Below are 22097 nucleotides of genomic sequence, written 5' to 3' on the forward strand. Positions count from 1 at the left end.
GAATGATATTCCCAGGATCGATTACACAAACTGAATAGGCTTGCGATGTGGTCGCTGTTCTACCGCGATCAAGCGACGAGGTGATTGACTAGGCCAGCACTTCCGTTGTCGCCCATCTCGGAACGGCGACTCGGACTTACACGGCAAACTGCTTAGGCAAAGGGATCCAGATTGGAAGCGGGAATGAAACGACGAAAATTCATCGCGGTGATCGGCGGCGCGGCTGCGACATGGCCCTTGCCGCCCGCGCCCAGCAGATGCGCCGGATCGGCGTACTTCTGGTGACCTCGGAAGATGATCCGGAGTCTCAGGCCCGGATCACGGCGTTCGAGGAGCGCCTTAATAAACTTGGGTGGACCGTAGGCCGCAACGTCAGGATCGACTACCGCTGGTATCGGGGCCAAACCGAGATCGCCCGGACCGCCGCAACAGAGCTGCTCAAGATGTCGCCGGACTTGATGTTTGCTAATGCCAACCCGGCGGCGCGAGTTTTGCTGGAGCTTAACCGCAACGTCCCCGTTGTGTTCACGACTGTCACCGACCCGGTCGGATCGGGGTTCGTCGCAAGTCTTGCGCGCCCCGGCGGAAATATGACGGGCTTTACCAATCAGCCGGTGGAAGGCGCTAAGTTCGTCGATCTGCTCAAGCAGATCGCGCCTGGCGTCAAGCGCGTGTCGGTGATGGTTGGAAACTCGTCGTCCAGTGATGCGATTGCCCTTTCGGCGGAGAAGGCGGCACCGAAGTTCTCGGTCGAAACCAGCAAAGTCGTGGTGAGTGACCCCTCGATCATCGAGCTGGCTCTGAAGGCCTTGGGGAACGAGGACAACGGCGGCCTCATAATCCCGGGAGACACTGTTACATCGTCCAACAGGCAACTCATCGTCAGGTTGGCAACTGCCTACCGGATGCCTTCCGTCTACGGCTTCAAATTCTTCGTGACAGCGGGCGGCCTCCTCTCGTACGGCATCGAAGTGACCGGCCAGTTCCTGGACGCGGCAAACTACATTGATCGCGTTCTCAAGGGCGAAAAGCCTGCCCATCTTCCGGTGCAGCAACCGACAAGATTTTCACTTGCCATCAACCTCAAAACCGCCAGGACGCTCGGCCTCACAGTGCCGCCAACGCTGCTTGCAGCCGCCGACGAGGTTATCGAATAGAAAGGCTAATTGTTTGCAGCTCAGGAGTCTGCTGTTGGCCCATCGTTACATTGCTGCAGTTGCATAAAGGAGGTCGGTGTCGGGGCGAACCGGACATCGACGAAGATTTATGATGGGATGGAGGTCCCGCCGGCGGACCAAAGGGAATGTGGGCCAATGAAGCACGCACTGGATTCAACGCTAGAGACGCGTATCACAGGAGTTCGCTCGCAAACGGCAACTGATCGCCGTCGATACCCGAGTGGGAGCCGTATGCGGGAAAGCCGCACGTACGGATCTGTGCGGGGGCGCGAGGTAACTCGCGTCCCTACCGCGAGGAGGTTAGGTTTGGTATTGACCCGACTCAACCTCCGCAATCGGCCCCGCCGGCTGGCTCGACGCATGGATATGCGACAAGCCTCGATGCGTGAACACTGATCTCGCGCATCAGGCGAGGAGCTTGTCGAGCGTGATCGGGAAGCGGCGGATGCGCTTTCCGGTCGCGTGATAGACGGCGTTCGCGATCGCCGCCGGAACGCCGACGATGCCGATCTCGCCGAGGCCTTTGACACCAAGCCTGTTGATGCGGTCGTCGCGCTCTTCGACGAAGATCACATCGATGTCGTGAATGTCGGCATTCACGGGGATGTGGTACTCGGCGATATTGGCGTTCATGATCCGGCCGAAGCGGTGATCCGTCAACGTCTCCTCATGCAGGGCCATCCCGATCCCCCAGACCACGCCGCCCATGATCTGGCTGCGGCCGGTCTTGGTGTTGAGGATCCGCCCGGCCGCGACGGCGCTCACGACTCGCGTAACGCGGATGACACCGAGCTGCTCATCGACTTTCACCTCGGCGAACACCGCTGAATGCGTGTTGCGTGCGTGCGAATTGTCCTCAGCGAAGTGATTGAGCTTCTGCTTCTCGATCCTTTCGAGCTTGCCGTACCGCATCGCATCCGCGATCGGGACCGCACGGCTCTTCTTGCTATTGCTGGCGATCGTGCCGTCGACGAGAATAACATCGGCCGCATCGATATCAGCGAGCGGCGAGCCGGCCATCGCGCCGGCAAGACGCGCGAGCTCCTGGCGAATGTCTTCGGCTGCTCCCAGCACGGCATGCGCGCTCGATGCGGCCATCCAAGAACCGCCCTCGACGGGGGCTTGCGGCAAGGTCGAGTCGGCTAGCTTCACTTCGATGTTCTCGATTGGCAGGCCGAGAGCGTCGGCTGCCACTTGGGCCACGATGGTGTAGGTGCCGGTGCCGATATCGGACGCCGCGCAGGACACCTCTGCATGGCCGTTCGCGGTCAGCACGATGCGGGCTGCGACCGGCATCTGAAGTGCCTCCCAGACGCCTGTCGCCATGCCCCAGCCGACCAGCTCCTTGCCATCGCGCATCGCGCGCGGCGTGGGATTGCGCCTGCTCCAGCCGAAAGCCTCTGCGCCGCGGGCGTAGCATTCGCGCAGCTGCTTGCTGGTGTAGGGCAGGTCTTCGCCCTGGTCGCGATCCGAGTAGCACTTCAGCCGCAGTTCGATGGGGTCGAGCTTTAGCGCGACGGCCAGCTCGTCCATGGCGCATTCGAGCGCGCAGACCCCTGAAGCGGCACCGGGCGCGCGCATGTCGCAGGGCGTGGAGACGTCGAGGCGCACGAGCCTGTGGCAATAGCGGCTGTTCGGGCTCTTGTAGAGCTGTTCCGCCCAGCCGCTGTCGTTGCGCGAGAAATCCTCGTAGCGTGAGGTGATGGCGGTGGCCTCGTGCGTGACCGCCTCGAGCGTGGCGTCAGGCTTGGCGCCGAGCCCGACGTGCTCGATTGTCGCCGGCCGGTGACCGAGCCCGTACATCTGCTGCCGCGTCAGCACGACGCGAACGGAGCGCTTCAGTGCGAGGGCGCCAAGCGTTGCCAGCACCACTTGGTATTGCGGCCGCAGGCCGGAGCCGAAGGCGCCGCCGACATAGGGCGAGAGCACGCGGATGTCATCCGCCTGCTTGCCGAATACGCTACACAGGAATTTGTGGACGTTCTGGACGCCTTGCGTCTTGTCGTGGACGGTGAGCCTGCCGTTGCCTTCCCAGACGACCGTGGTTGCATAGAGCTCCATCGGATTGTGATGCTCAGTCGGAATGAAGTAGTCCGCCTCGTGCCGCACAGCCGATCCTGCAAGCGCGCTTGGGGCATCGCCGCGCGGCTCGTGCGGCTTTTTCACCTCGGTCGCCTTGTTTCGCCCGGCTTCGAGATCGGTCGCAAACGCCGGCTCCTGCTGATATTCGACGCGCACCAGCATCGCGGCGAATTTCGCGGTTTCGAAGTCCTTCGCCACGACCAGCGCGATCGGCTGGCCGTTGAATTTGATGCTGTCGTCGTAGAGCGGACGGAACGGCGAGCCTTCGTCCGGCGCCACCTCGTCCTTCCAGGCCTCGTCCTTGTCGGCGAGCGGCGGGCGATGCGCATGGGTGAGCACGTCGAGGACGCCCGTGACCTTCAGCGCCTCGCTGGTGTCGAGTCGGGCGATGCGCCCGCGTGGTATGGTGGTCGCGACGACGAAGCCATGGACGAGCCCGTCCACCGTGAATTCGCCGGCATACTTGGCCGCTCCGGTGACCTTGGCCCGGCCGTCGACGCGAGACGTTGCTGTTCCGACATAGGCATTCATCGGTTCCTCACGCGATTTTCTTATGAGCCTGTGATTGCGGTGTGGCGTTTGCGGCCTGCAACAGCGTGCGGACAATGGCGCGGCGCGCGAGTTCGACTTTGAAGCCGTTATGCGCATGGGCTTTGGCGCCCTGCAGCAGGAGATCCGCAGCGTGCGAGAAATGCTCCACTGTTGCCGCCTGGCCGCGTAGCGCCGCTTCGGCGTCAAAGCTGCGCCAGGGCTTGTGAGCCACGCCGCCGAGTGCCACGCGTGCCTCTCTGATCGCGTTGCCATCGAGTTCGAGCGCGGCAGCGACCGAGACGAGCGCGAAGGCATAAGACAGGCGGTCGCGGATTTTCAGATAGCTGTAGTTATGGGCAAAGCCGCGCGGCGGCAATTCGATCGCGGTGATGATCTCGCCGGCGCCGAGATTGGTATCGATATGAGGCGTATCGCCGGGGAGCCGATGGAAATCGGTCAATGCCATCGTCCGCTTACCGGATGGGCCTGCGATGTGCACGAGCGCGCCGAGCGCAGCCAGCGCCACGCTCATGTCGGACGGATTGGTCGCGATGCAGGCGGCGCTCGTGCCGAGGATCGCATGGTTGCGGTTGAGGCCGTCGATCGCCGAGCAGCCGCTGCCCGGAGTTCGCTTGTTGCAGGGCGTTGCCGTATCATAAAAATAGGCGCAACGCGTTCGCTGCATCAGATTGCCGCCGACGGAGGCCATGTTGCGCAATTGCGCCGAAGCACCGGCCAGAACGGCGCTGGCGACCAGCGGGTAGCGCTGCTCGATGAGCGGATGGTAGGCAAGATCGGAGTTCGACACCAAGGCGCCGATGCGCAGGCCTCCGTCAGCCGTTTCCTCGATCTTGCGGAGCGGCAGGCGAGAGATGTCGATCAGCTGGGACGGCTGCTCGACGTTCTCCTTCATCAGGTCGATCAAATTGGTGCCGCCGGCGATGAGCTTGGCACCGGGATGGGCGGTGAGCAGGAGGATCGCATCGACGACGTCGGCGGCGCGGGAGTACTGGAAGTTGATCATGGCCGCCCCACTGCCTGCTGGATGGCGGCGACGATGTTGGGATAGGCGCCGCAGCGGCAGAGATTTCCGCTCATCAGCTCCCGGATCTCGTCAGCATCCCCGGCGCGACCTTCGGCGAGCAAACCGGCCGCCGAACAAATCTGTCCCGGCGTGCAATAGCCGCATTGGAAGGCGTCGTGGTCGATGAAGGCCTGCTGCAAGGGATGCAGCGCGCCATCCCTGGCAAGTCCTTCGATGGTCGTGATCTCCGCGCCGTCCTTCATGACGGCGAGCGTCAGGCAGGAATTGACCCGCCGGCCATCGACCAGCACGGTGCAGGCGCCGCACTGACCGTGATCGCAGCCCTTCTTGGTGCCGGTCAGCGCAAGATGGTCACGCAGCGCGTCGAGCAGCGTGGTCCAGGGTACGAGATCAAGCGTGCGCCTGTTACCATTGACGATGAGATTGATCGGAATGCAGTCGGGAATTTGATTTGCGGCATCTGCCATGTCGTTTCCCCTGCGGCGGAGGCCGAGCTGAGAAGTCAAGCCTGCTGGCGCGAGCGCGCCCGTTTCCGCTCGCCATTAGCGCCCAACGGTCGGCCAATCGCTTGGTTCCATGCGGCTGCTCGGAACGGAACCTGAGCCATCTCATTGGAATCCCGGGGGGCAAGTGGTGCATTCGACGGCGGAGGACGATGAGGGACAGCAAGTCGGAAATCCCCGACATCCGGGGTGCGGTTCACCTCTGCATCGACATGCAGAACATCTTCGCCCCCGGCGGCCTCTGGGAAACGCCCTGGATGGACCGGGTTTTACCTGCGATCACGGACGTAGCATCACGCTACAAGGTGCGAACCGTGTTCTCTCGCTTCATCACGCCCGAGGAGCCGGAGGATCGCCCTGGACGATGGCAGAGCTACTTCCGGCGCTGGAGGGAAGCGACGCGCAACCGGATTCCGCCGTTCGGCCTCGAACTCGTGCCGGCTCTGGCCCGGTTCGTCCCTCCGGCGCTCGTGATCGACAAGCCGGCCTATTCGGCGTTCAGCAATCCCGGTTTGGCAGATCTTCCGACTCGCAGGCGCTCAGGACTTGGGGCGCACGTCCGAAGCAATCGACGATGCCGGTCGGCGACTGAGCCAGTATTTCCTAACGCAAACCTGCATCAACGCAACATTCGGGATTGTCATCGGGATCAGCCTTGCGGTGATCGGCATTCCGAACCCGGTGTTGTGGGGCATTTTCGCGGCTCTAATGCGCTTCGTTCCTTATATCGGCGCATTCATCGCTGCCGCGGTTCCTGCGGCGCTTGCCATCGCGGTTGATCCGGGGTGGTCCATGTTCTTATGGACGGTGGCATTGTTCGTGATCGTAGAACCGATCCTCAGCCAAATTGTGGAACCCATGGTGTATGGCCACAACACAGGGCTCTCGCCGGTAGCTGGCGTGGTGGCTGCAGCCTTCTGGACCTGGTTATGGGGGCCGATTGGACTTCTGCTTTCGACACCCCTTACGGTGTGCCTGGTGGTATTGGGGCGGCACGTCGAGCGATTAGAGTTCTTGGATGTGATCCTAGGTGATCAGCCGGCGCTCACGCCAGAGCAGAATTTTTTTCAACGTATGCTGGCCGGTGATCCCGACGAGGCCGCGGACCAAGCCGAGAAGTTCATGAAGGAGAAATCCCTCTGCGCCTACTACGACGAGATTGCAATTCCAGGGTTGCTGCTGGCGCGCTCTGACGCGCGACGCGGCGCTCTGGACCTGGACCGCCTCCACCGGATTAAGGAAGCTGTCGACGGCCTTATCGACGATCTTTCCGATCACGATGACGGCGCTCCACCAATCAAGAGCAGCAAGGACCTCCCTGACTCCAACACACTTGAAATCGAGCTGGTCGACGCTCCCGGTCTATCGCCGCCCGTTGTGCCGACTGGAACGTCAAGATCCGATTGGCGAGACGGAAAGCCTGTATTGTGCATCGGCGCGCGAGATCCTCTTGACGAAGCGACGGCGAACATGATCGCGCAGCTTCTCGAAAAACATGGCATCGGCGCCTGCATCGAGCCTTCGACAGCTGCCTCGACTTCCAACATCTTTGGGCTTGATACAGCTAACATAAGGATTGTGTGCGTATCTTGCCTTGGAAGCGGAAGTCCGGTGCATCTACGCTTCCTTCTTCGGCGTCTGCGTCGCAAAATGCCACACGCCACACTCCTTGTCGGCCTATGGGGCTCGTCCAAAGACTCGGAGGATGAAGAGAGCCTGGATGACGAGATCATCGGCGCGGATTTCTACGCGAAGTCCCTCCGAAAGGCGGTAGAGCTTTGCATCGAAGCGGCACATCGCTTGACCGCCGAAGAAGAAACAAAACGAACCGAAGCGCACCGGTCTCGAGCACCGCGATCTGGTGGCAGGCGAGGGAGGCGCGACTGAGGCGCCTCCGCTGCTAGCAATGTGCCATGGGACGATTAGCGGAGAACAAAAATGCGCGTATGCACGCAGCGTTCTGCCCGGTTGGACCCGTCTCCCGCTCCTGTAGCGGCGGCAAGTTTCAATGCCAGCCTCCGTGCGATGCCAACCGGCGACCTTTTAGGGTCGGCGCAGGAATGTTGGCGGCGAATTCAACCGAGGGGCTGCTTCTCGGCGACGATGTGTGCGACTCAGACAGCTCCGTGAAATTCGGCTCCTCCAGCGGCGCGCCTCAGAGGCATGTGGATCGGCCGCTCTTGTTTTGCGGTGGCAACCGACGGCCCCGCTCCCAGGTTGTCATCAGTTCGTGAAGGCCAGTTGCCGGCGGTACATCTGGAAATCTCCTTCGGCGCACTGGCACGCTGCTTCAAATGCAGCGCGGACAGTCTCGACATCGGCGCCATTAGCGCAAAGCCGACATTCGGGCTGACCGTATGTCCCAGAAGAGCCAAATCGAGCATTGCGGACCGCGCGTCGTCGAACACGATCTTGAAAAGCGACCGCTGCGCTCAAAAATGGGGGCGCGGTATCGTTGTGAAATGTTCTTCGAAGCCAGGAACGCCCCCGTAGCGGCCGAGTTAAGCCGACAAAACCCACTTGTGAGGGAGACAGCCATGGCCCGCGCAACAGCCCATCCGGACCATCAATGCATCTCAAGCGAAGACATTCAAGGAACCGAGGTTTATGGAGCAGACGGGAAGAATATCGGTGAGATTGATCACCTCATCATCGACAAGGTGTCAGGTCGCGTAGCTTATGCCGTCATGAGCTTTGGCGGATTTGTCGGGTTGGGTCACAGCCATTACCCCATTCCCTGGGCCGCGCTGACATATGATACGTCGCGTGGTGGTTTTCGAACCAATATCACCGAACAACAGTTGAGGGACGCGCCTGAGTTCAGCGATGACTCGTGGCAGGATCGAGACTGGGAAACGCGAACCCACCAGTATTACGGAACGCCTACGTACTGGGAAGCGAGACCGGGTGGCCTATAACGATAGGCAGCGCGTCTGAAAAGTCCCGATCGTGAGTGCCAGTCTGGGCGCGCTGTCCCGTTGGCTTAGAACACGTCGCGCCGCTCGCGCTATGTTCATGGCTGCGCGCTCAGCCAAGAAGCCGATTTCGCCGGAACATGAAACCGGTCGGAGTGAACCTTCTGGCCACCTCAAGCGCGCGGCTCTCGCAGCTTTCCAGCGCAATCTTCTGGGAGAGCATGACGTCTCCGATCGGCAGCTCGCCCGTCGGCAGGAAACACAGCCCGATCGTCGGGCGGTCTTTTTCATCGATCTCGCAGACGTTCGTCATGGCGCCGGGGTAGATCCTGTACTGCTTGCCCGTGTCGCTACCGACGACCTCGAAATACCCCTTTGCAGCGAACTGCGTCCGTTGCGCCGGCGATAGCCACTCTCGCAAGAGCCGCAGCGAGCGACCCTCCGGAGTTCTTTCGGCGCCGTGTCGTATGAGGAGAGCCCGGATCGCCCTCACGCGCGAGCGTTCACCAGGGCGAGACGGCCTGAAGCTCAACATGGCGCGCGGACCGATCACCCGCCAACCAGCCTGGGGAAGAACACGGTCTCCTCTGCGTTCGGGTCGAACGACCGGATCTGCGAGACCTGGCCCGGACCGGTCCGGACTGCCGCGGTGAAGCCGGTATTGGTGAGCTCGTAGAACCGTTGCTGCGCCTTCGCGAGTTCTCGTTCGTCGTCCGGATTGAAAAGGTGACGGCTGTCGCCGGAACGGTCCATCACGATCTGGATTGCCATGATCGTCCTCCTCGGAATGCTGATGGCCAAGGACCTGATCCAGTATCCGGCCGAAGTCGCGGAGTTTCAAGAGAAGAGATGTCGTCGCAAACGTTGGATTTAATCAGCTCAACGGGCCACGGTCTTAACCCAATCGCGGAGCTGACTTTGGCCGGGCGGGAAAATGAGAAACTATCACCGCGAACTGCCGAGGGCGACCGACAAGATCGTATCGAAAATTCCATTGAGGCGACGGGACGGACAAACTGGCCAAGCTTGCCGAAGACAGAACGAACCCATCAGGCCATGCGCCCTCAGTGGCCTGAAGCGGTCGGATCACACTTTGGGCATCGTCCGTCTGCGGCAACGGCAAGTTGGCGACCGATCTCTTCCCTGAGAGCTTCTCCCTCCCATGTCGTCCCGTCGCTCCTGACGACCCGCTTGGCGCGTTCGTAAGCATGGCTCTCAGCGGCATCGTCGCCCACGCGGATGATCACCTCATCGTGGAAGGGGCAGATCGTCGTCGCACGGGTCGTCTCGAGCGCGTGGCGCACCACGGCTGTTAGATCGTCGACGTTGGTGGACATCATGGCTCTCTCCCACTGGAGGTGCCGCCGAGGTACCTATGCCTGACGGCGGCCGGCGGGTGAATCGGTTCCAGAACGCTTGCTGCCGCGTTGACCCAGTAGAGCGGAACGCAAATCAGCCCCGGCTTCCAGAGGAGCGCCGAGGCCGATTGAGTCGCCCTCGGAGCCAATTCCCTGGTCGCGGTCGTCTGGCCTTGCACCTAAGCCGCGCCCGGGGTGCCTAGAGGTCCTGGGCTTTGCTTCGCCGTACCGAAGCGCCTAGCACCCAATGCGGCGCCAAGCATAGGAATGGGCGCACCACTTGCCTTGACCCACCGCAAACGCCGGGATGGGCCTTAAGTAGTCAACCGCAATTTCCCCGGGTCTGATTCAAGAGCATGAAGTGGGCATGCCGCGCCAGATCCTTTTCAAGTGCCCACGCACGGGCATGAATGTCCAGCATCGGCTGGACGATGCCCGGCCGAAGAGTTCGGAGACCGAAGACACCCACATTCCCGTGTGGTGTCCTGCCTGCGCCTCGCTGCATTTCGTCAACAGCACCACCGGCAAGTTGCTAGGCGAGCGAAGCGCTCAGCCGACCGGCGTTCAGCCTCCACCTGATGCGTCACGTCCTCGACGTGGTGCAGCAGAAACACGAGCCGTCCGTCCTCGTCGCGGATCGGCGAGTTAATCGGCTGCCAGTAGCGTTCGCGGAACGTGCCGTCCGGATCACGGATGTCGTAGCGTTGAACCGCCATCGCATGCGCACGGCCAGTCCGCACCGCAGTTCGCAGCGAACGTCAGCGAGTGGATCGTTCGATTATCGGGAAATATCTCGAACAGCGACCGTCGCGCGACGACGTCGCGGTCGGTGAAGGTCGCTGCGGCGTAGGCCGCATTGATGTCGACGATCTGCAGACCAGGACCGGGATCCAGCAGCATATACGGGTGCGGCGAACCATCGAAGTCGGAAAGAAGCCGCTGCCGGACGCCTGAGGCGTCGACTGATTTCAGGTGCTGGGGTCCGATCGGCGATCTCTGCGCGCCCTGTCTTTCGGCATTCAGCAGCGCCAGTTCGCGCCTGTTGGTGGCCAGCAGCTCTTCGAGCGTCCGCTGCAGCACAGGGTTGCTCGTTCCGGCCAGAAGCCTTTCGAAGTTCGCGATATTCTGCTCGCGAGATGAATTTCTTTATGCGTTCGGCGCTGAACCTGATCGGTGCTCATTGCGTGCACTGCACTGACATAAAGGTACCCTACGACCTCGGCAAGCGACATGCATTTTCGGGCTATTGCCAAATCCAAGCGGAAATGTAGAGTTTCGGGAGTTTTTCTAACACTGTTGAATTTGACGCTGTAGCGATTGCGATAGGTTAGTTTTTTCTTCTTGGGGGTTTCCCATGTTCGATCCTGCTACGACTGCACTTTTGCGCGCGGTCCTGGACGAAGTCTGCGAAAAGGTTTCCCGGTCCGAAACAGGCGCCCGCACCCATGTGGCCTCGAGGATTCTGGAAGCCGCCACTCGCGGTGAGGCATCTCCGGACAGCCTTAAGCAGGTCGGCCGCGAGGCGCTCTCCGAAGCCCCGACGATGTGGCGCTAGGTCCCGAGAGGGGCTAAGAGGTGAATTTCCAGGTCACCGTGCTGAAGGTACTGGTCAGCTACCCGGACGGCTTCGCTGTGATGGCCGACCTCAAGCGCGACATGGCCATTCTTGCGACCAGCGGACGCGACTGGGCCGAGCGAACCAAGCGCCTAGGAGCCCGCGTCCTCGATCTGGACAGATTCTCGCAAGCGCTCGTCGAGCGCCTGAATGGCGGGTGGCGCGTTACTCAAAAAGGGGCGCGCGGTGCTTGAGTTTATAGAAGCTCGTCCGTGCGATCCTGAGCCTGTGGCCGAAGAAGCTCCGTCGGCCCGGCCCCGCAGCGCCGGCCTTCCGGCGCAAAGGGGGCGGCGACGCCGCGAACGCCGACAGCGGCAGCGGATCGCTCGTGAAGGTGTTCAGACGAACGCCTCCTGAGATTCCTCTGCGACCCGCGAAAATTCAGGCCGCTCGACCTTCAGAGCGCGCTCAGTCGTCCGGCACCTCGCCGAACCTCCGGATCGCCTTGGCGTCGCCGAAGTCGCCGCTGGATGGGTCTCCCGTCCGTGAGAAGGCGAGCGCACCGACATGGCCGGCCTCGCGCGAAAGCGCCTCGGCGCGCATGACGGCCGCGTTGGCGATGAGGCATTCCGTCGCCTCTGCTGGCGCGACGCCGTCGTCGGTTGGGACGAATACAAACTGAGATATCTCGGCGGCCCGCGCAAACGCGCTCCCGGCAATCTGCATTGACCAGACTGGAATAGGAACAATTGGTGAACTCCGCCGTTCCTTGCGCGAAGAGACGGCCATGAGCACCAAGGAAAGCGCTGCCGATATTCAAAAGGATCCCGACGATTGGGTGTCGGGGGATGAGCCGACCGACGCCCAGGCGTCCCACCTGCAGATCCTGTCAGAACAAGCACAGCAGTCCTTCACGCTCCGGAAGGATCTGACCAAGGCGGAAGCGTCCAAGCTCATTGACGAAATGCGCAAGAAGGCGGGCGTCAAATAGGAGCAGCAGGAAAAAGCGATATTTGTCAAAGGAGGTCGTGATGCCACGCGGAGACAAACGAAGCTACACCGACAAGCAGAAGCGACAGGCCGAGCACATCGAGGAAGGCTACGAAACCCGAGGTGTTCCCGACAAGGAAGCCGAACGGCGGGCCTGGGCGACCGTCAACAAAGAAACCCATGGCGGCAAGAAGAGCGGGTCTGGCAGAGGCACCGAAGAAGACACCTCACCGTCTCGCAAGGGCGGCAGGCTTGGTGGAAAAGCGTCCGTCAGCCGTCCAGCCGCTGAACGTTCAAGGTCAGCCAAGAAGGCTGCTCAAACTCGCAAACGCCGTGCGGCGTGAAGGAGGCTCAATGCCGACCTGCGAAACCTGCGGCAATGACTATGACAAGGCTTTTCAGGTGCTGATGAACGGCCAGGCGCACACGTTCGACAGCTTTGAGTGCGCAATTCGTGCCTTGGCGCCGACGTGCAAGCATTGCGGAACGCGCATCGTGGGACACGGCCTGGAAAAGAGCGGCACCTACTATTGCTGCGACCACTGCGCCCAAAAGGAAGGTGTGACTGATCTCCGCGATCGCGTGTAGGAATTTGGGCGACCGCGGAGATGACACGGCCATTGCTATCCGACCATGGCGTATGGCCGGGCTCGGCGAATTTCGCCAGATCCCGAGTGGCACCCCCTATGGCGGGCCGAGCCTCTTTTGGTATTCGAACGTATCGTCGAGGCGTGCATTGTGGCCGGTCTGGTTGGTGGCGAAGGTTTTGCGGTAGACGCGAGCCTGATCCAGGCAGATGCCAACAAACAGCGCTCGATCGCGGGTCAGGATTGGCGCAGGGATCGCGATCCGGCGAGGTCAAGCCGCGCGGTGAAGGAGTATCTGGCGACCCTCGACGATACGGCGTGGGGCGCGGCCAGCGACGTTGTTCCGAAGTTCATCTCGCGGTCCGATCCCGCGGCCCAGTGGACCGGAGCTCACAAGGGACCGGCATTCTTCGCTTACTCCGACAATTATCTCATCGACGTGAAGTTCGGCGTCATCGTTAGGAACGCTTTGGCCTCAAGCCGGAGCGGCTCGTCGGGGATACCGCTTACGGGGCTGCTCCGATGCTGAACTGGCTGGTCGAGGAGAAGGGCATCGCGCCACATATCCCCGTGTTCGACAAGTCGAAGCGAGATGACGGCACCTTCTCACGCAGCGACTTTCGATATGATCCGACCTGCGACGTCTACCACTGCCCGGGCGGAAAGCAGCTCGGGACGAGCGGCACCGTGCACGAGGGCAAAACGCTTCTGTATCATGCGAGCAAGCTCGACTGCGACGCATGCCCGCTTAAACCGCAGTGCTGTCCAAAAGAACCATCGCGCAAGATCCCGCGCGACATAAATGAGCACGCCCGCGACGTCGCCCGCTCATTCGCTGGCACCGAGGGTTTCGAGACGTCGCGACGTCAGCGCAAGAAGATCGAGATGCAGTTTGCACACTTGAAGCGCATCCTGAGGCTTGGTCGGCCTCGGCTTCGTGGCCCACGGGGCGCCCAGGACGAGTTTGTTCTGGCTGCCATCGCTCAAAATCTGAGGCGCCTCGCGTCGTTCGTTGCGCGACCGCCACCCGCTCATGCCCTGTGCATTGCGTAGCGTAGGAGTTGCGTTGAGAGCGTCAGGGTCGGCGGACGAAAGCCGGTCGGCTTATCGAATGGCCGAAAGACATCCGTCGGTTACAGCCGACTTTTGCAACAAAATCGGCCACGAGCAGACATCGGCTATATCGGTCTTCTGTCCCCGCTGGCCCCTTGTTCAGGTTGGCAGCGCTGTCGTCTCGCATTTGCCGAGGCTCCTACTGAACCATTTCAACTTCGCTCACCCGCCATGTCTTCGCGAAGAACGGTTCCATAGGACTGTAGAGGCGAAGGATCACGAAATATCCCTTGCCAGGGACCGTCTGAATCCAGTTCCCGCGCTTAATACCCAGAGGCTGCTGCGGGCTGAAGTAGACGGTGGTGCTGCCGTCGGCATTCGCTTCGGCTGCGGGTGAAGGATAGCTCTGGCTGCCAGCGAGCGGGTAGCGCTGGGGTGTATCCAGCATCGACCGCGACTGATTGTCGTACAGGGTGAAGGACCAGAAGTTCGCTTCTGGAATGTCCTTGGGAAGCGTGACCTTGTAGGTCTTGGCGCCGTCGAAGTACTGCTTGTTGGCGTCTACGCTCGCAAAAAGGTACTGCGAGCCGATGCCCGGCAGCCGCATGGCCATCCCAGGCGAAATGCCAGTAGCGCAATAAAAGAAGCTCGACCGCGCATCAAGCGTGCGATAGCCCGTGGGCGGGAAAGGCTTAGCGCCTTCGCGCGTGACCAGCGGTATCGGCGTCTCGAACTGGTAACCCGTCTCGAACAGAAAGTTCCACCACACCGAGTCTGGGTAATAAAACCAAGCGGGATCGCGTGGATTGAAGCACAAGCTACGCGAGGTGGCATTGGCGATCCGGACCGCTTCGCCGATAATCTTCTTCATCCGCGCATCGGGCGCGAAGGGTTTGCCCTTAACGATGCCAATAGCGGCCAATGGCCCCATCAGCTCGGGGTCGAGCGCGGTGGCCGGCTCCTGTTGCACAACCTCGTTGAGCAGCTCGAAGTAGCTGAAGTCGTTGGGAGGAATGGTGTCCATCACTTTGCCGCTACCTTCGTGGAAGATGGTCGGCGGCGGTGGAGTGATCCGTCCGAGCTGGGCCTTGCCCGCCAGGAACTCGGCGATGGGAGTACCGAGGCCGCCGGGCTCGTACGGGTACACTTTGGTGAACTTCCTGATCGATTCGGCGGCAGGCTTCGGGTCATTCTTGTTCTCAAGAAACGCCCGGCCGAACCATATCACACGGGTCGTCCGGGCGCGGGCGACAAAGAAGCCGCCGTCTGGCGTCGAACCATCATAGCCCGGCGGCAGGATCAGATATTTTCCACCTTCACCCCGGTCGCCGCCGGGCGCGCCGATGTCGGTGACCCAACGGAACCAGTAGTCGTCGATGGCACCGAGAAACTTTGGAGGCACCTCCAGCACCACCGGCCCTTTGGTGAGATCGAGCACACCGAATGCATAGACGGTATCCGCGTTGGCGGTGAGGAATAGCGACTTGGCATCCATCAGTTCGGAAAAGACGATGACCTCGTTGTCCTTCACTCCAGCACTCAGAAGGCCTTTGTGCAACGCCCGGATGCTGACGCCCTGCAACGTGTCCACGAACGCGCGAAACGCGTGCGTGAAGTCGAGGTTGTCATAGGCCTTGTCGACGGTCGCCTTGCTTGGCGCGCCGTCCTTGAACTCGAGCGTGCCGAGGCGTGATTCGACCCTATCCGGCGTGCTGATCGCCGGCGGAATCGCGGGTGCCGTCTGGGCGGCGGTCAAATGGGGTAATGCGATGCAGGCCATGACTGTGACAACGCATCTGAGCTGCTTCATCGCATCCTCCCAGTGCCCGAACCAACCGTTCCCACGACCGCGCTACCGCCGAACGCGGCTCTTCTCATTCGGCCTTGGCCTTCTCCTGCATCGCCGCCTGCAATCTCTTGATGTCGGCGGGCGAGAGTTGCGGCCGATCGACCTTGATCGTCAGCTTGTTGAGCTTGGCCGTCAGCGGGAACGGCGGCTTGTAGTCGGCATCGTTCACGCCGGTGAGCGTGTCGGAGCCGATGTCGAAGCTCTCGTCCCACTGCAGGATCATCGGCAGCGTCTTCGCCATCTTCTTCGTGGCGACTTCCTTGCCATCCACTTTCAGCGTGCCGGTACCGGGTTGGGCGAGACCGCTGAAGTTGTTGTACTCGAGTGTCTCGACGCCGACGCCGTCATAGTTGAAGCCGAACTCGACTGTGTGGCGGCCAGGCGACAGCGCATCCGGGCCTTCCCACTTGATCCGTTCGAGGTCCACCAGATTCCACAGGAACACCGGCTTGCCCTTCAACAGGTAGAAGCCGTAACCGGCGAACCGCCCGCCCGAGGTCAGGATCATGCCCTCGGCATCACCTTGCGGCACGTCGATATCGGCGGTGATCGTGTAGGAGGTATTGAGCAGCAGCGGTGAGTCCCCCTGCGGCAGTCCCGTCATCGGCCGCGTGTACACAAACTCCTTGCGGCCGGCGGTGATATTCGGCCGCGGGGCAATGATACGTGCCGCGACCGACGCATCCAGCGGGAAGACTTGATACTTCTTGGCCTCGGCGATGAACATGTCTTTCATCTCCTTGACCTTGTCCGGGTTCGTGGCGGCGATGTCATCGACCTGGCTGAAGTCCTTTGTCAGGTCATAGAGTTGCAGGATCTGGTTGTTCAACGGATCCAGATTGGCTGGCCCGAACGCCTGCCAGGGGGCGCGATTGACCTTGGTGCTCATTATCCAGCCGTCATGATAGAGCGCCCACTGGCCCATCATCTCGAAGTACTGGGTCTCATGCCGCGATCGCACTTTGGCGTTCGGCCCATCGAACGTGTAGGCAAAACTCGTGCCCTCGATCGGCGCCTGCTTGATGCCATCCACATAATCCGGAGCCTGAATGCCGGCGGACTCGAGGATCGTCGGCACGATATCGATCACGTGAACGAATTGCTCGCGCAAGGCGCCCTGATCCTTAATGCGCGCCGGCCACGACACCACCATGTTCTGGTTGATGCCGCCGAGCCTTGAGGCGTTCTGCTTGAACCAGTCGAACGGCGTGTCAAACGCCCACGACCAGCCCGCGGACATGTGGTTGTAGGTCTGCTCGGTGCCCCAGACGTCATAGAACCTCATCTGCACGTCAACCGGCAGCTCGTTCAAGCCGTTGAAGAAGGCCACCTCGTTTGGGGTGCCCAGCGGTCCGCCCTCGGCGCTGGTGCCGTTATCGCCGTTGATGTAGATGACAAGCGTATTGTCGAAGCGGCCAAGATCCTGGAGGTGCTGGATCACGCGGCCAATCTCGTGGTCGTTATATGCAGCGTAGGCGGCGTAGACCTCGACCTGCCGGATAAAGAGCTTCTTCTCCTCGGCGCTCAACTGGTCCCAAGGCTTCAACATCTCCTTGGGCCATGGTGCCAGCTTGGTGTCCTTCGGGATCACGCCGAGCCGCTTCTGGTTCTCCAAGATGCGCTCGCGCACCTTCTCATAACCGTCGTCGAACAGGTGCATCGCGCTGATCTTGTCCACCCACTCCTTAGTCGGGTGGTGCGGCGCGTGCGTGGCGCCGGGGGCGTACTTGATGAAGATCGGCTTGCTCGGGTCGGTCTGGTGTATCCGCGTCATCCAGTCGATGGCATCATCGGCCATCGCAGTGACCAAGTTCCAGGTGCCAGGCGGCTTGCCCAAGAACGGATAGATCTGCGTCGTGTTGCGGAAGAGGTTCGGCTGCCACTGATTGGCATCGCCGCCGACGAAACCGTAGAAGTACTCGAACCCCATGCCGGTTGGCCATTGGTCGAACGGGCCGACCTGGCTGGCCGCGAACGCCGGCGTGTTGTGATCCTTGCCAAACCACGACGTGGCGTAGCCGTTGTCAAGCAGCATCCGTCCAATCGTCGCCTTGTCCTTGCCGATAATGCTGTTGTAGCCCGGGAAGCCGGTTGACTGCTCCGAGATAACGCCGAAACCCGCCGAATGGTGATTGCGCCCGGTGATCAGCGCCGCACGGGTCGGCGAGCAGAGCGCCGTGGAAAAGACGCGGTTGTAGCGCAGGCCCTCGTTTGCGATCCGGTCCATTGTCGGCGTCGGGATCACGCCTCCGAAAGTGCTTGGCACACCGAATCCCGCGTCATCTGTGATGATCAGCAGAACGTTGGGAGCGCTCTGTGGCGGAACAATGCGTGGCGCCCACCAAGGTTTGGATTGCAACGCATCATCTCTGATGACGCCGCCAAACTTCGGATCGGGAGCTGGAAGCTGTTTGCCGTCTATTGTCGTGGTGGCGCTGGGTGATCCCAAAACGCCTGTGACCTGCTGAGCTGAGGCCGTGAGACAACCTAGTGTGAGGAGAGCTGCTGTGGCCGCAAGAAAATCGCGCTTCATAATCCCGATCCTCCGCTTGAGCAATTGACGATCGGGCCCGAGTGGACATTTCCTTTGATTTAGATCAAGGGTTGTAGCGAATGCATTGTCTCCGGGATGCTCGCTTTGGGTCTTGGCTGTGTGAAAACGCGAAGACGCTCAATCGCGGTAGAACAAGTTATTCGTCCAAGACCACGTTAGCCGCTCAACGCACAAGCGAATTCAACTTAGAGGTTGAGCTGAAGAACATCGTTCTTCGTCGCGTTTTGATTTTTGAGTTTTCACACAGCCAGGGTCAGAAGCGGAAGCCAGCGGGGCAGGGGCTTCCAGCCCTGGAGTCCGCTAAGGGCGGTTGTCGGACGCTAGGGGGCAACGTGGCGGCTGGCGCTGTGGGAATGAAAATTGCCCACAACGCCAAGCCGGTTAGTGCATGTGGCCAATCAGATAAACGCCGCCACCGAGGACGATCACGGCCCAAAGCAAGAGTACGGGCATCGAACTCCCTCGTTAGTTCGACGTGCAGACCTTGACCGTCTTCATGCCGGTTTCAGCTTCGGCGCGGGTCTTGTAGACCGTGTCGCCGCTGACCACCGTCGTTTCCGTGGTCGTCGGCTTCGATTCAGTGATCGTGCACTTCTTCGTCTTCACGTCCTGCACGATGTAGAACGATTGCGCAAACGCAGGCGCTGCCACTGACGTCAGCACGGCGACGGCGATCATCGTTTTGATATTCATTCAGTCCTCCTCCATTAGCCCATCCATCGGGCTCGTTTCGTAAACTCAGAAAATTGCCAGTTGTTCCCGATTGAGTCGAACTTCCCTGTCGGCGCTGCGTTATCGCGTCGAACGGAGGAGGCTTCGATGCTGGATGTACGGCTGGTTGCAACTTGCGTAGCAATGTCCGTCGCCTTGATGTCGGTCGCCTTGGCCGAGCCGACAAAGGAGCAAGCTCCGTCCGACACGCAGAGCTCGACCGAAGCTCGTCCGATACGCGTCATCCTTCCGGCTCCCTGGGAGTCCGGCAACCCGAAGGCCGAAACGCGGCCGGCAAGGTGATGAGGAAGGAGCGGCAGGCGTGCTGTTATGCCGAGCCCCTGATAGCATTGCTTGGAGCGCTCTGATGGATAGAAGTTCGATCTATGACGAGCTGGGTCGCGTTGAGCGCGATGTGGTGCAAGGAGAGCGCCGGCTTGCAGAACTGGAGCGACAGCTCGTCGACTTGAAGCGCGAAGGTGAGGACACGACAAGTGCCGAATTGGAGTTGGACACGCTGCGTGAAAATCAGCGCCTGCGCGATCAGGATCGGCAGCGGCTCCTTTGGATGCTGCAGCCATGAGTCAATGGTCCGGCTCCTCGTCCACCACCTTTGCTTGAAGAGACAACTCGTATGAACCAGGCATCAATATTCGTTGTAGAAGACGAGGCGCTCATTCGAATGATGGTCGTCGATATGCTGGAGGAACTCGGGCACACCGTCATTGCCGAGGCAGGAAGCATCAACGAGGGGCGGTCTCTTGCCGAAATTGAGGGATACGACCTCGCAATCCTCGATATCGATTTACAGGGAAATAGCGTGCAGCCTGTTGCCGAGGTTGTTGCCGGGCGGGGGTTGCCCTTTATTTTTCTCAGTGGCTATGGCTCGGCAGGTGTGCCCGATGCGTTCAAGAACATTCCCGTTCTGAGAAAGCCGTGCTCGCCCGATGAACTCAATCGCACGATTGACGCAGCTCAATCGAATGGAACGACGAGCTCACGCTGACAGGGACCGGAATTTAGTCGGACGTCAGCCACGGGCGGGCCGCGAGGTCGGCTAAAAGGGCCACGGACAGACGTTGCGGGGCGGTTCTCGACGACAAACCCGGTGGGACTTACTTACGTGGTTCGGTCACCACTTTGGTTGATCCGTCCGGCGCCGCCTGCATTCCTGGTGGGCTTTGACCTTGTGGGCTTTCCGGCGGCGCGCCACCCGATTTCGTATCCAGCGGTCCGGTCCAACCTTGTGGCTGCAATTGACCTTTTTCTTCTGGTGCCGGGCGTTCGGTTGCCATGTCCTTGGGGTCGTTCTGTGCTGCCGAAAATCCGCAAGACAACGCCCAGCCAACCGCCGTTATCAGAATGATCCGCATCGCGAGACTCCGCTTGGCTGACCGAACCAACAGGCTAGTACCCGCTTCAGTTCCGAATGAAACTCGCGGTGTCCGCCTTGGGGCGGCGCAACAGGTCAGAGATTGGCATTTGGAGTCCGCTAAGGAGCGGTTATCGGACGTCAGCTTCAGGCGGGCAGGAAGGTCGGCGAAGGGACCAGTGTACGTTGATCAAGCGCCATTTTTGAGAATCCGTGAAGATGTGCTCAGGCGATCTCTCGCAAGGGGAGCGACAGCTGCACGTTGAAGGGTCGCGAGGTGTTGGCTGCGATGAACGCCTGTAACGCAGGCGAGACTTCGGCATCTGTGTCGATCACACACTGCGCCACGCCATCTGCAACCTCTGACGTCGCGTCGCGGCTCCAGCCTTCGATAGCGTTGAACGCGACAATTCGCACGGGGTAGGTGTATTCGCCGCTGATGATGTTGCGGATCACGGTTTCCAGGTCCGTGTCGGCCTCATCGGTTTCCCGCCACGCGCAACCGGCATGCGCACCAAAGTCTTCGAGCACCAGATAGATGTTGCGATCGAGCCTATCGAGCGGCACGATCGAAGGTGCGCGGGTCCTGGTCATTCCGGTTCATCCTCGGCCAGCGGCACGCCGTATCGGTCTGCGCTGCCGGCCGGCCTCAGCGGGCTCCGCCCGGTTCGAACTGTCTCGTTGACGATAGCACGGTCGCACCGCTCTTCGGGTGTCAGGATCATCACCGCGTCATGGATATTCGCAGGAATCGTAAGATCGCTGTCGACTGGCTTCCGCGCCCATTCCCACCATTGATCGAATGCGTCCTTGGTCATTCAGAGATCCTCCCTCAGGCCTTTGAAAAACGGATGCCGCAAATGGCCGCTGGCCGACTTGGCGCGGTATTCGATTTCGGCGGCTAAGCGCGGCTCGACCCAAATGCCGCTGCTCGGGATGCGTCTGGTGAAGGGTTGTGTCTCGCGCACCAGCGTTTTCAGCCTGCGCTGCAGGTCCTTCACCGCCGCGTCCTCAAACCCATGCTCGACCTTGCCGGCGTAGACGAGTTCGTCCCCGTTCTGCCGGCCGACATAGATGCCGTCGAACCGGTTGTCCTTGATCTTGAAACCCGCGATCGCCAGCGTCTCCCGATGAGCGCACGTCGTCTTGACCCAGTGATTTCCGCGCACGCCGCCATAGGGTGAGCCGGCGATCTTGGAGACGACCCCCTCGAGCTCGGCGGCGCAAACCCGACGAAAGAGTTCGGCGCCGTCCATGTCGAAGTGATCGCTGTATTCGATCGGGGTTCCGGCGATCAGATCCTGGAGCGCGGCCTTGCGCTCGACCAGCGGGAGTTGCCGAAGGTCGCGGCCGTCAAGATACAGAAGATCGAACGCGATCATCTTGAGATTGTCGGCCTTGCCGGTCAGGCTCTTTTGCAAGATCGCGAAGTCGGTCTTGCCGCCTTCGCCTGGCACGATGATTTCGCCGTCGATTATCGCGGATTTGGCCGCGATGAGGTCGGCATCATTCGCGACCTTGCGGAAGCGCTTCGTCCAGTCGAGGCCGCGTCGGGTGAAGATTTTGATGTCGTGGTTGGCAATGTGGAGCTGACCGCGGTAGCCGTCGAATTTGATCTCGTGAATCCAGCGGTCGCCGCGGGGGACGCGGTCGACCTGCTCGGCCAGCACGGGCTCGACGAAGCCGGGAAACGGGGCCTTGATCCCGATCGCCTTCCGCTTCTCGCGACGCAACGCCACCTGACCTACTCCAACGCAACATCACTTCGGATTCGAATCATTCGGCGGCGATTCGTTCCGTTCTGGCGCGCGTCG

General features: G+C 60.9%; 25 protein-coding genes and 3 pseudogenes. 12 read left to right on the top strand and 16 right to left on the bottom strand.

Going from position 1 to position 22097, the window contains the following annotated elements:
- Positions 1-230: 230 nt before the first annotated feature.
- Positions 231-1157 (top strand): ABC transporter substrate-binding protein, encoded by a 927-nt coding sequence (locus tag RAD16_RS10355; protein ID WP_458157754.1) that lies wholly within the window; start codon positions 231-233, stop codon positions 1155-1157.
- 426 nt (positions 1158-1583) lie between these two features.
- On the opposite strand, the gene RAD16_RS10360 is transcribed toward RAD16_RS10355, so the two are convergent.
- The 3 genes from RAD16_RS10360 to RAD16_RS10370 are packed head-to-tail and all read right to left on the bottom strand — an operon-like array spanning position 1584 to position 5303.
- Positions 1584-3791 carry a xanthine dehydrogenase family protein molybdopterin-binding subunit gene (locus RAD16_RS10360; protein ID WP_458157755.1) on the bottom strand — a complete coding sequence of 736 codons (2208 nt, stop codon included), beginning with the start codon at positions 3789-3791 and terminating at the stop codon, positions 1584-1586.
- A 7-nt stretch (positions 3792-3798) separates the two neighbouring features.
- Complete coding sequence (locus RAD16_RS10365; protein WP_458157756.1) at positions 3799-4815, bottom strand: FAD binding domain-containing protein; 1017 nt, start codon at positions 4813-4815, stop codon at positions 3799-3801.
- Positions 4812-5303 carry a (2Fe-2S)-binding protein gene (locus RAD16_RS10370; protein WP_458157757.1) on the bottom strand — a complete coding sequence of 164 codons (492 nt, stop codon included), beginning with the start codon at positions 5301-5303 and terminating at the stop codon, positions 4812-4814. Before RAD16_RS10370 ends, RAD16_RS10365 begins: the two co-directional genes overlap by 4 nt.
- Before the next feature lie 188 nt (positions 5304-5491).
- Here RAD16_RS10370 and RAD16_RS10375 point away from each other — a divergent pair.
- The 3 genes and pseudogenes from RAD16_RS10375 to RAD16_RS10385 form a co-directional block, all read left to right on the top strand.
- Positions 5492-5851, top strand: a pseudogene (locus RAD16_RS10375) (cysteine hydrolase family protein); the annotation flags it as partial.
- A gap of 34 nt (positions 5852-5885) precedes the next feature.
- A complete protein-coding gene (locus RAD16_RS10380; protein ID WP_458157758.1) occupies positions 5886-7226 on the top strand; it encodes an AI-2E family transporter in 1341 nt (446 codons plus the stop codon).
- A gap of 650 nt (positions 7227-7876) precedes the next feature.
- Positions 7877-8257, top strand: coding sequence for a PRC-barrel domain-containing protein (locus RAD16_RS10385; protein WP_458157808.1), 381 nt, complete (start codon positions 7877-7879; stop codon positions 8255-8257).
- A gap of 109 nt (positions 8258-8366) precedes the next feature.
- Here RAD16_RS10385 and RAD16_RS10390 read toward each other — a convergent pair whose 3' ends face one another.
- The 5 genes from RAD16_RS10390 to RAD16_RS10410 form a co-directional block, all read right to left on the bottom strand.
- Positions 8367-8567, bottom strand: a complete 201-nt coding sequence (locus RAD16_RS10390; RefSeq protein WP_458157759.1) for a hypothetical protein — start codon at positions 8565-8567, stop codon at positions 8367-8369.
- A gap of 236 nt (positions 8568-8803) precedes the next feature.
- A complete protein-coding gene (locus tag RAD16_RS10395; RefSeq protein ID WP_458157760.1) occupies positions 8804-9025 on the bottom strand; it encodes a hypothetical protein in 222 nt (73 codons plus the stop codon).
- Between the two features lie 293 nt (positions 9026-9318).
- Positions 9319-9594, bottom strand: a complete 276-nt coding sequence (locus RAD16_RS10400) for a hypothetical protein (RefSeq protein ID WP_458157761.1) — start codon at positions 9592-9594, stop codon at positions 9319-9321.
- Positions 9595-10121: 527 nt separating this feature from the next.
- Positions 10122-10328 carry a hypothetical protein gene (locus RAD16_RS10405; RefSeq protein WP_458157762.1) on the bottom strand — a complete coding sequence of 69 codons (207 nt, stop codon included), beginning with the start codon at positions 10326-10328 and terminating at the stop codon, positions 10122-10124.
- Positions 10300-10692 (bottom strand): hypothetical protein, encoded by a 393-nt coding sequence (locus tag RAD16_RS10410; RefSeq protein ID WP_458157763.1) that lies wholly within the window; start codon positions 10690-10692, stop codon positions 10300-10302. The genes RAD16_RS10405 and RAD16_RS10410 overlap by 29 nt, the downstream gene beginning before the upstream one ends.
- A gap of 274 nt (positions 10693-10966) precedes the next feature.
- On the opposite strand from RAD16_RS10410, the gene RAD16_RS10415 reads away from it, so the two are divergent.
- Both RAD16_RS10415 and RAD16_RS10420 read left to right on the top strand, forming a co-directional pair.
- The gene (locus RAD16_RS10415) at positions 10967-11167 is read left to right on the top strand and encodes a hypothetical protein (protein WP_458157764.1); all 201 of its coding nucleotides are present in this window, start codon (positions 10967-10969) and stop codon (positions 11165-11167) included.
- A gap of 20 nt (positions 11168-11187) precedes the next feature.
- Positions 11188-11584: pseudogene (locus RAD16_RS10420) on the top strand (hypothetical protein).
- 51 nt (positions 11585-11635) lie between these two features.
- Here the strand turns inward: RAD16_RS10420 and RAD16_RS10425 are convergent.
- Positions 11636-11893 carry a hypothetical protein gene (locus tag RAD16_RS10425; RefSeq protein ID WP_458157809.1) on the bottom strand — a complete coding sequence of 86 codons (258 nt, stop codon included), beginning with the start codon at positions 11891-11893 and terminating at the stop codon, positions 11636-11638.
- Positions 11894-11954: 61 nt separating this feature from the next.
- Between RAD16_RS10425 and RAD16_RS10430 the strand changes: the two genes are divergently transcribed.
- The 4 genes and pseudogenes from RAD16_RS10430 to RAD16_RS10445 form a co-directional block, all read left to right on the top strand.
- Positions 11955-12158, top strand: coding sequence for a DUF3072 domain-containing protein (locus RAD16_RS10430; protein ID WP_458157765.1), 204 nt, complete (start codon positions 11955-11957; stop codon positions 12156-12158).
- Positions 12159-12198: 40 nt separating this feature from the next.
- Complete coding sequence (locus RAD16_RS10435) at positions 12199-12501, top strand: plasmid stabilization protein (RefSeq protein ID WP_458157766.1); 303 nt, start codon at positions 12199-12201, stop codon at positions 12499-12501.
- A gap of 10 nt (positions 12502-12511) precedes the next feature.
- Positions 12512-12745 (top strand): hypothetical protein, encoded by a 234-nt coding sequence (locus tag RAD16_RS10440; RefSeq protein WP_458157767.1) that lies wholly within the window; start codon positions 12512-12514, stop codon positions 12743-12745.
- Between the two features lie 90 nt (positions 12746-12835).
- Positions 12836-13797: pseudogene (locus tag RAD16_RS10445) on the top strand (transposase); the annotation flags it as partial.
- Between the two features lie 199 nt (positions 13798-13996).
- Here the strand turns inward: RAD16_RS10445 and RAD16_RS10450 are convergent.
- The 3 genes from RAD16_RS10450 to RAD16_RS10460 form a co-directional block, all read right to left on the bottom strand.
- Positions 13997-15607 carry a DUF1254 domain-containing protein gene (locus RAD16_RS10450; RefSeq protein WP_458157768.1) on the bottom strand — a complete coding sequence of 537 codons (1611 nt, stop codon included), beginning with the start codon at positions 15605-15607 and terminating at the stop codon, positions 13997-13999.
- Positions 15608-15671: 64 nt separating this feature from the next.
- A complete protein-coding gene (locus RAD16_RS10455; RefSeq protein ID WP_458157769.1) occupies positions 15672-18179 on the bottom strand; it encodes an arylsulfatase in 2508 nt (835 codons plus the stop codon).
- A gap of 486 nt (positions 18180-18665) precedes the next feature.
- A complete protein-coding gene (locus RAD16_RS10460) occupies positions 18666-18893 on the bottom strand; it encodes a hypothetical protein (RefSeq protein ID WP_458157770.1) in 228 nt (75 codons plus the stop codon).
- Positions 18894-19278: 385 nt separating this feature from the next.
- On the opposite strand from RAD16_RS10460, the gene RAD16_RS10465 reads away from it, so the two are divergent.
- Both RAD16_RS10465 and RAD16_RS10470 read left to right on the top strand, forming a co-directional pair.
- Positions 19279-19494 (top strand): hypothetical protein, encoded by a 216-nt coding sequence (locus tag RAD16_RS10465; RefSeq protein ID WP_458157771.1) that lies wholly within the window; start codon positions 19279-19281, stop codon positions 19492-19494.
- Between the two features lie 51 nt (positions 19495-19545).
- Entirely contained in the window at positions 19546-19917 is a 372-nt protein-coding gene (locus RAD16_RS10470) for a response regulator (protein WP_458157772.1), read from the top strand.
- Positions 19918-20026: 109 nt separating this feature from the next.
- On the opposite strand, the gene RAD16_RS10475 is transcribed toward RAD16_RS10470, so the two are convergent.
- The 4 genes from RAD16_RS10475 to ligD form a co-directional block, all read right to left on the bottom strand.
- Entirely contained in the window at positions 20027-20284 is a 258-nt protein-coding gene (locus RAD16_RS10475; protein WP_458157773.1) for a hypothetical protein, read from the bottom strand.
- Positions 20285-20508: 224 nt separating this feature from the next.
- A complete protein-coding gene (locus tag RAD16_RS10480) occupies positions 20509-20877 on the bottom strand; it encodes a hypothetical protein (RefSeq protein WP_458157774.1) in 369 nt (122 codons plus the stop codon).
- Positions 20874-21101 (bottom strand): hypothetical protein, encoded by a 228-nt coding sequence (locus RAD16_RS10485; RefSeq protein WP_458157775.1) that lies wholly within the window; start codon positions 21099-21101, stop codon positions 20874-20876. Before RAD16_RS10485 ends, RAD16_RS10480 begins: the two co-directional genes overlap by 4 nt.
- The gene (gene ligD / locus RAD16_RS10490) at positions 21102-22022 is read right to left on the bottom strand and encodes a non-homologous end-joining DNA ligase (RefSeq protein WP_458157776.1); all 921 of its coding nucleotides are present in this window, start codon (positions 22020-22022) and stop codon (positions 21102-21104) included.
- Positions 22023-22097: the final 75 nt, after the last annotated feature.

This window comes from Bradyrhizobium sp. 18BD, from assembly GCF_054185225.1.

Bases quoted from the DNA above. Each gene is read 5' to 3' on its own strand.
- RAD16_RS10355 (WP_458157754.1), top strand. From the start codon at position 231: ATGGCCCTTGCCGCCCGCGCCCAGCAGATGCGCCGGATCGGCGTACTT.
- RAD16_RS10360 (WP_458157755.1), bottom strand. From the start codon at position 3,791: ATGAATGCCTATGTCGGAACAGCAACGTCTCGCGTCGACGGCCGGGCC.
- RAD16_RS10365 (WP_458157756.1), bottom strand. From the start codon at position 4,815: ATGATCAACTTCCAGTACTCCCGCGCCGCCGACGTCGTCGATGCGATC.
- RAD16_RS10370 (WP_458157757.1), bottom strand. From the start codon at position 5,303: ATGGCAGATGCCGCAAATCAAATTCCCGACTGCATTCCGATCAATCTC.
- RAD16_RS10385 (WP_458157808.1), top strand. From the start codon at position 7,877: ATGGCCCGCGCAACAGCCCATCCGGACCATCAATGCATCTCAAGCGAA.
- RAD16_RS10390 (WP_458157759.1), bottom strand. From the start codon at position 8,567: ATGACGAACGTCTGCGAGATCGATGAAAAAGACCGCCCGACGATCGGG.
- RAD16_RS10395 (WP_458157760.1), bottom strand. From the start codon at position 9,025: ATGGCAATCCAGATCGTGATGGACCGTTCCGGCGACAGCCGTCACCTT.
- RAD16_RS10400 (WP_458157761.1), bottom strand. From the start codon at position 9,594: ATGATGTCCACCAACGTCGACGATCTAACAGCCGTGGTGCGCCACGCG.
- RAD16_RS10405 (WP_458157762.1), bottom strand. From the start codon at position 10,328: ATGGCGGTTCAACGCTACGACATCCGTGATCCGGACGGCACGTTCCGC.
- RAD16_RS10415 (WP_458157764.1), top strand. From the start codon at position 10,967: ATGTTCGATCCTGCTACGACTGCACTTTTGCGCGCGGTCCTGGACGAA.
- RAD16_RS10425 (WP_458157809.1), bottom strand. From the start codon at position 11,893: ATGCAGATTGCCGGGAGCGCGTTTGCGCGGGCCGCCGAGATATCTCAG.
- RAD16_RS10430 (WP_458157765.1), top strand. From the start codon at position 11,955: ATGAGCACCAAGGAAAGCGCTGCCGATATTCAAAAGGATCCCGACGAT.
- RAD16_RS10435 (WP_458157766.1), top strand. From the start codon at position 12,199: ATGCCACGCGGAGACAAACGAAGCTACACCGACAAGCAGAAGCGACAG.
- RAD16_RS10440 (WP_458157767.1), top strand. From the start codon at position 12,512: ATGCCGACCTGCGAAACCTGCGGCAATGACTATGACAAGGCTTTTCAG.
- RAD16_RS10450 (WP_458157768.1), bottom strand. From the start codon at position 15,607: ATGAAGCAGCTCAGATGCGTTGTCACAGTCATGGCCTGCATCGCATTA.
- RAD16_RS10455 (WP_458157769.1), bottom strand. From the start codon at position 18,179: ATGAAGCGCGATTTTCTTGCGGCCACAGCAGCTCTCCTCACACTAGGT.
- RAD16_RS10460 (WP_458157770.1), bottom strand. From the start codon at position 18,893: ATGAATATCAAAACGATGATCGCCGTCGCCGTGCTGACGTCAGTGGCA.
- RAD16_RS10465 (WP_458157771.1), top strand. From the start codon at position 19,279: ATGGATAGAAGTTCGATCTATGACGAGCTGGGTCGCGTTGAGCGCGAT.
- RAD16_RS10470 (WP_458157772.1), top strand. From the start codon at position 19,546: ATGAACCAGGCATCAATATTCGTTGTAGAAGACGAGGCGCTCATTCGA.
- RAD16_RS10475 (WP_458157773.1), bottom strand. From the start codon at position 20,284: ATGCGGATCATTCTGATAACGGCGGTTGGCTGGGCGTTGTCTTGCGGA.
- RAD16_RS10480 (WP_458157774.1), bottom strand. From the start codon at position 20,877: ATGACCAGGACCCGCGCACCTTCGATCGTGCCGCTCGATAGGCTCGAT.
- RAD16_RS10485 (WP_458157775.1), bottom strand. From the start codon at position 21,101: ATGACCAAGGACGCATTCGATCAATGGTGGGAATGGGCGCGGAAGCCA.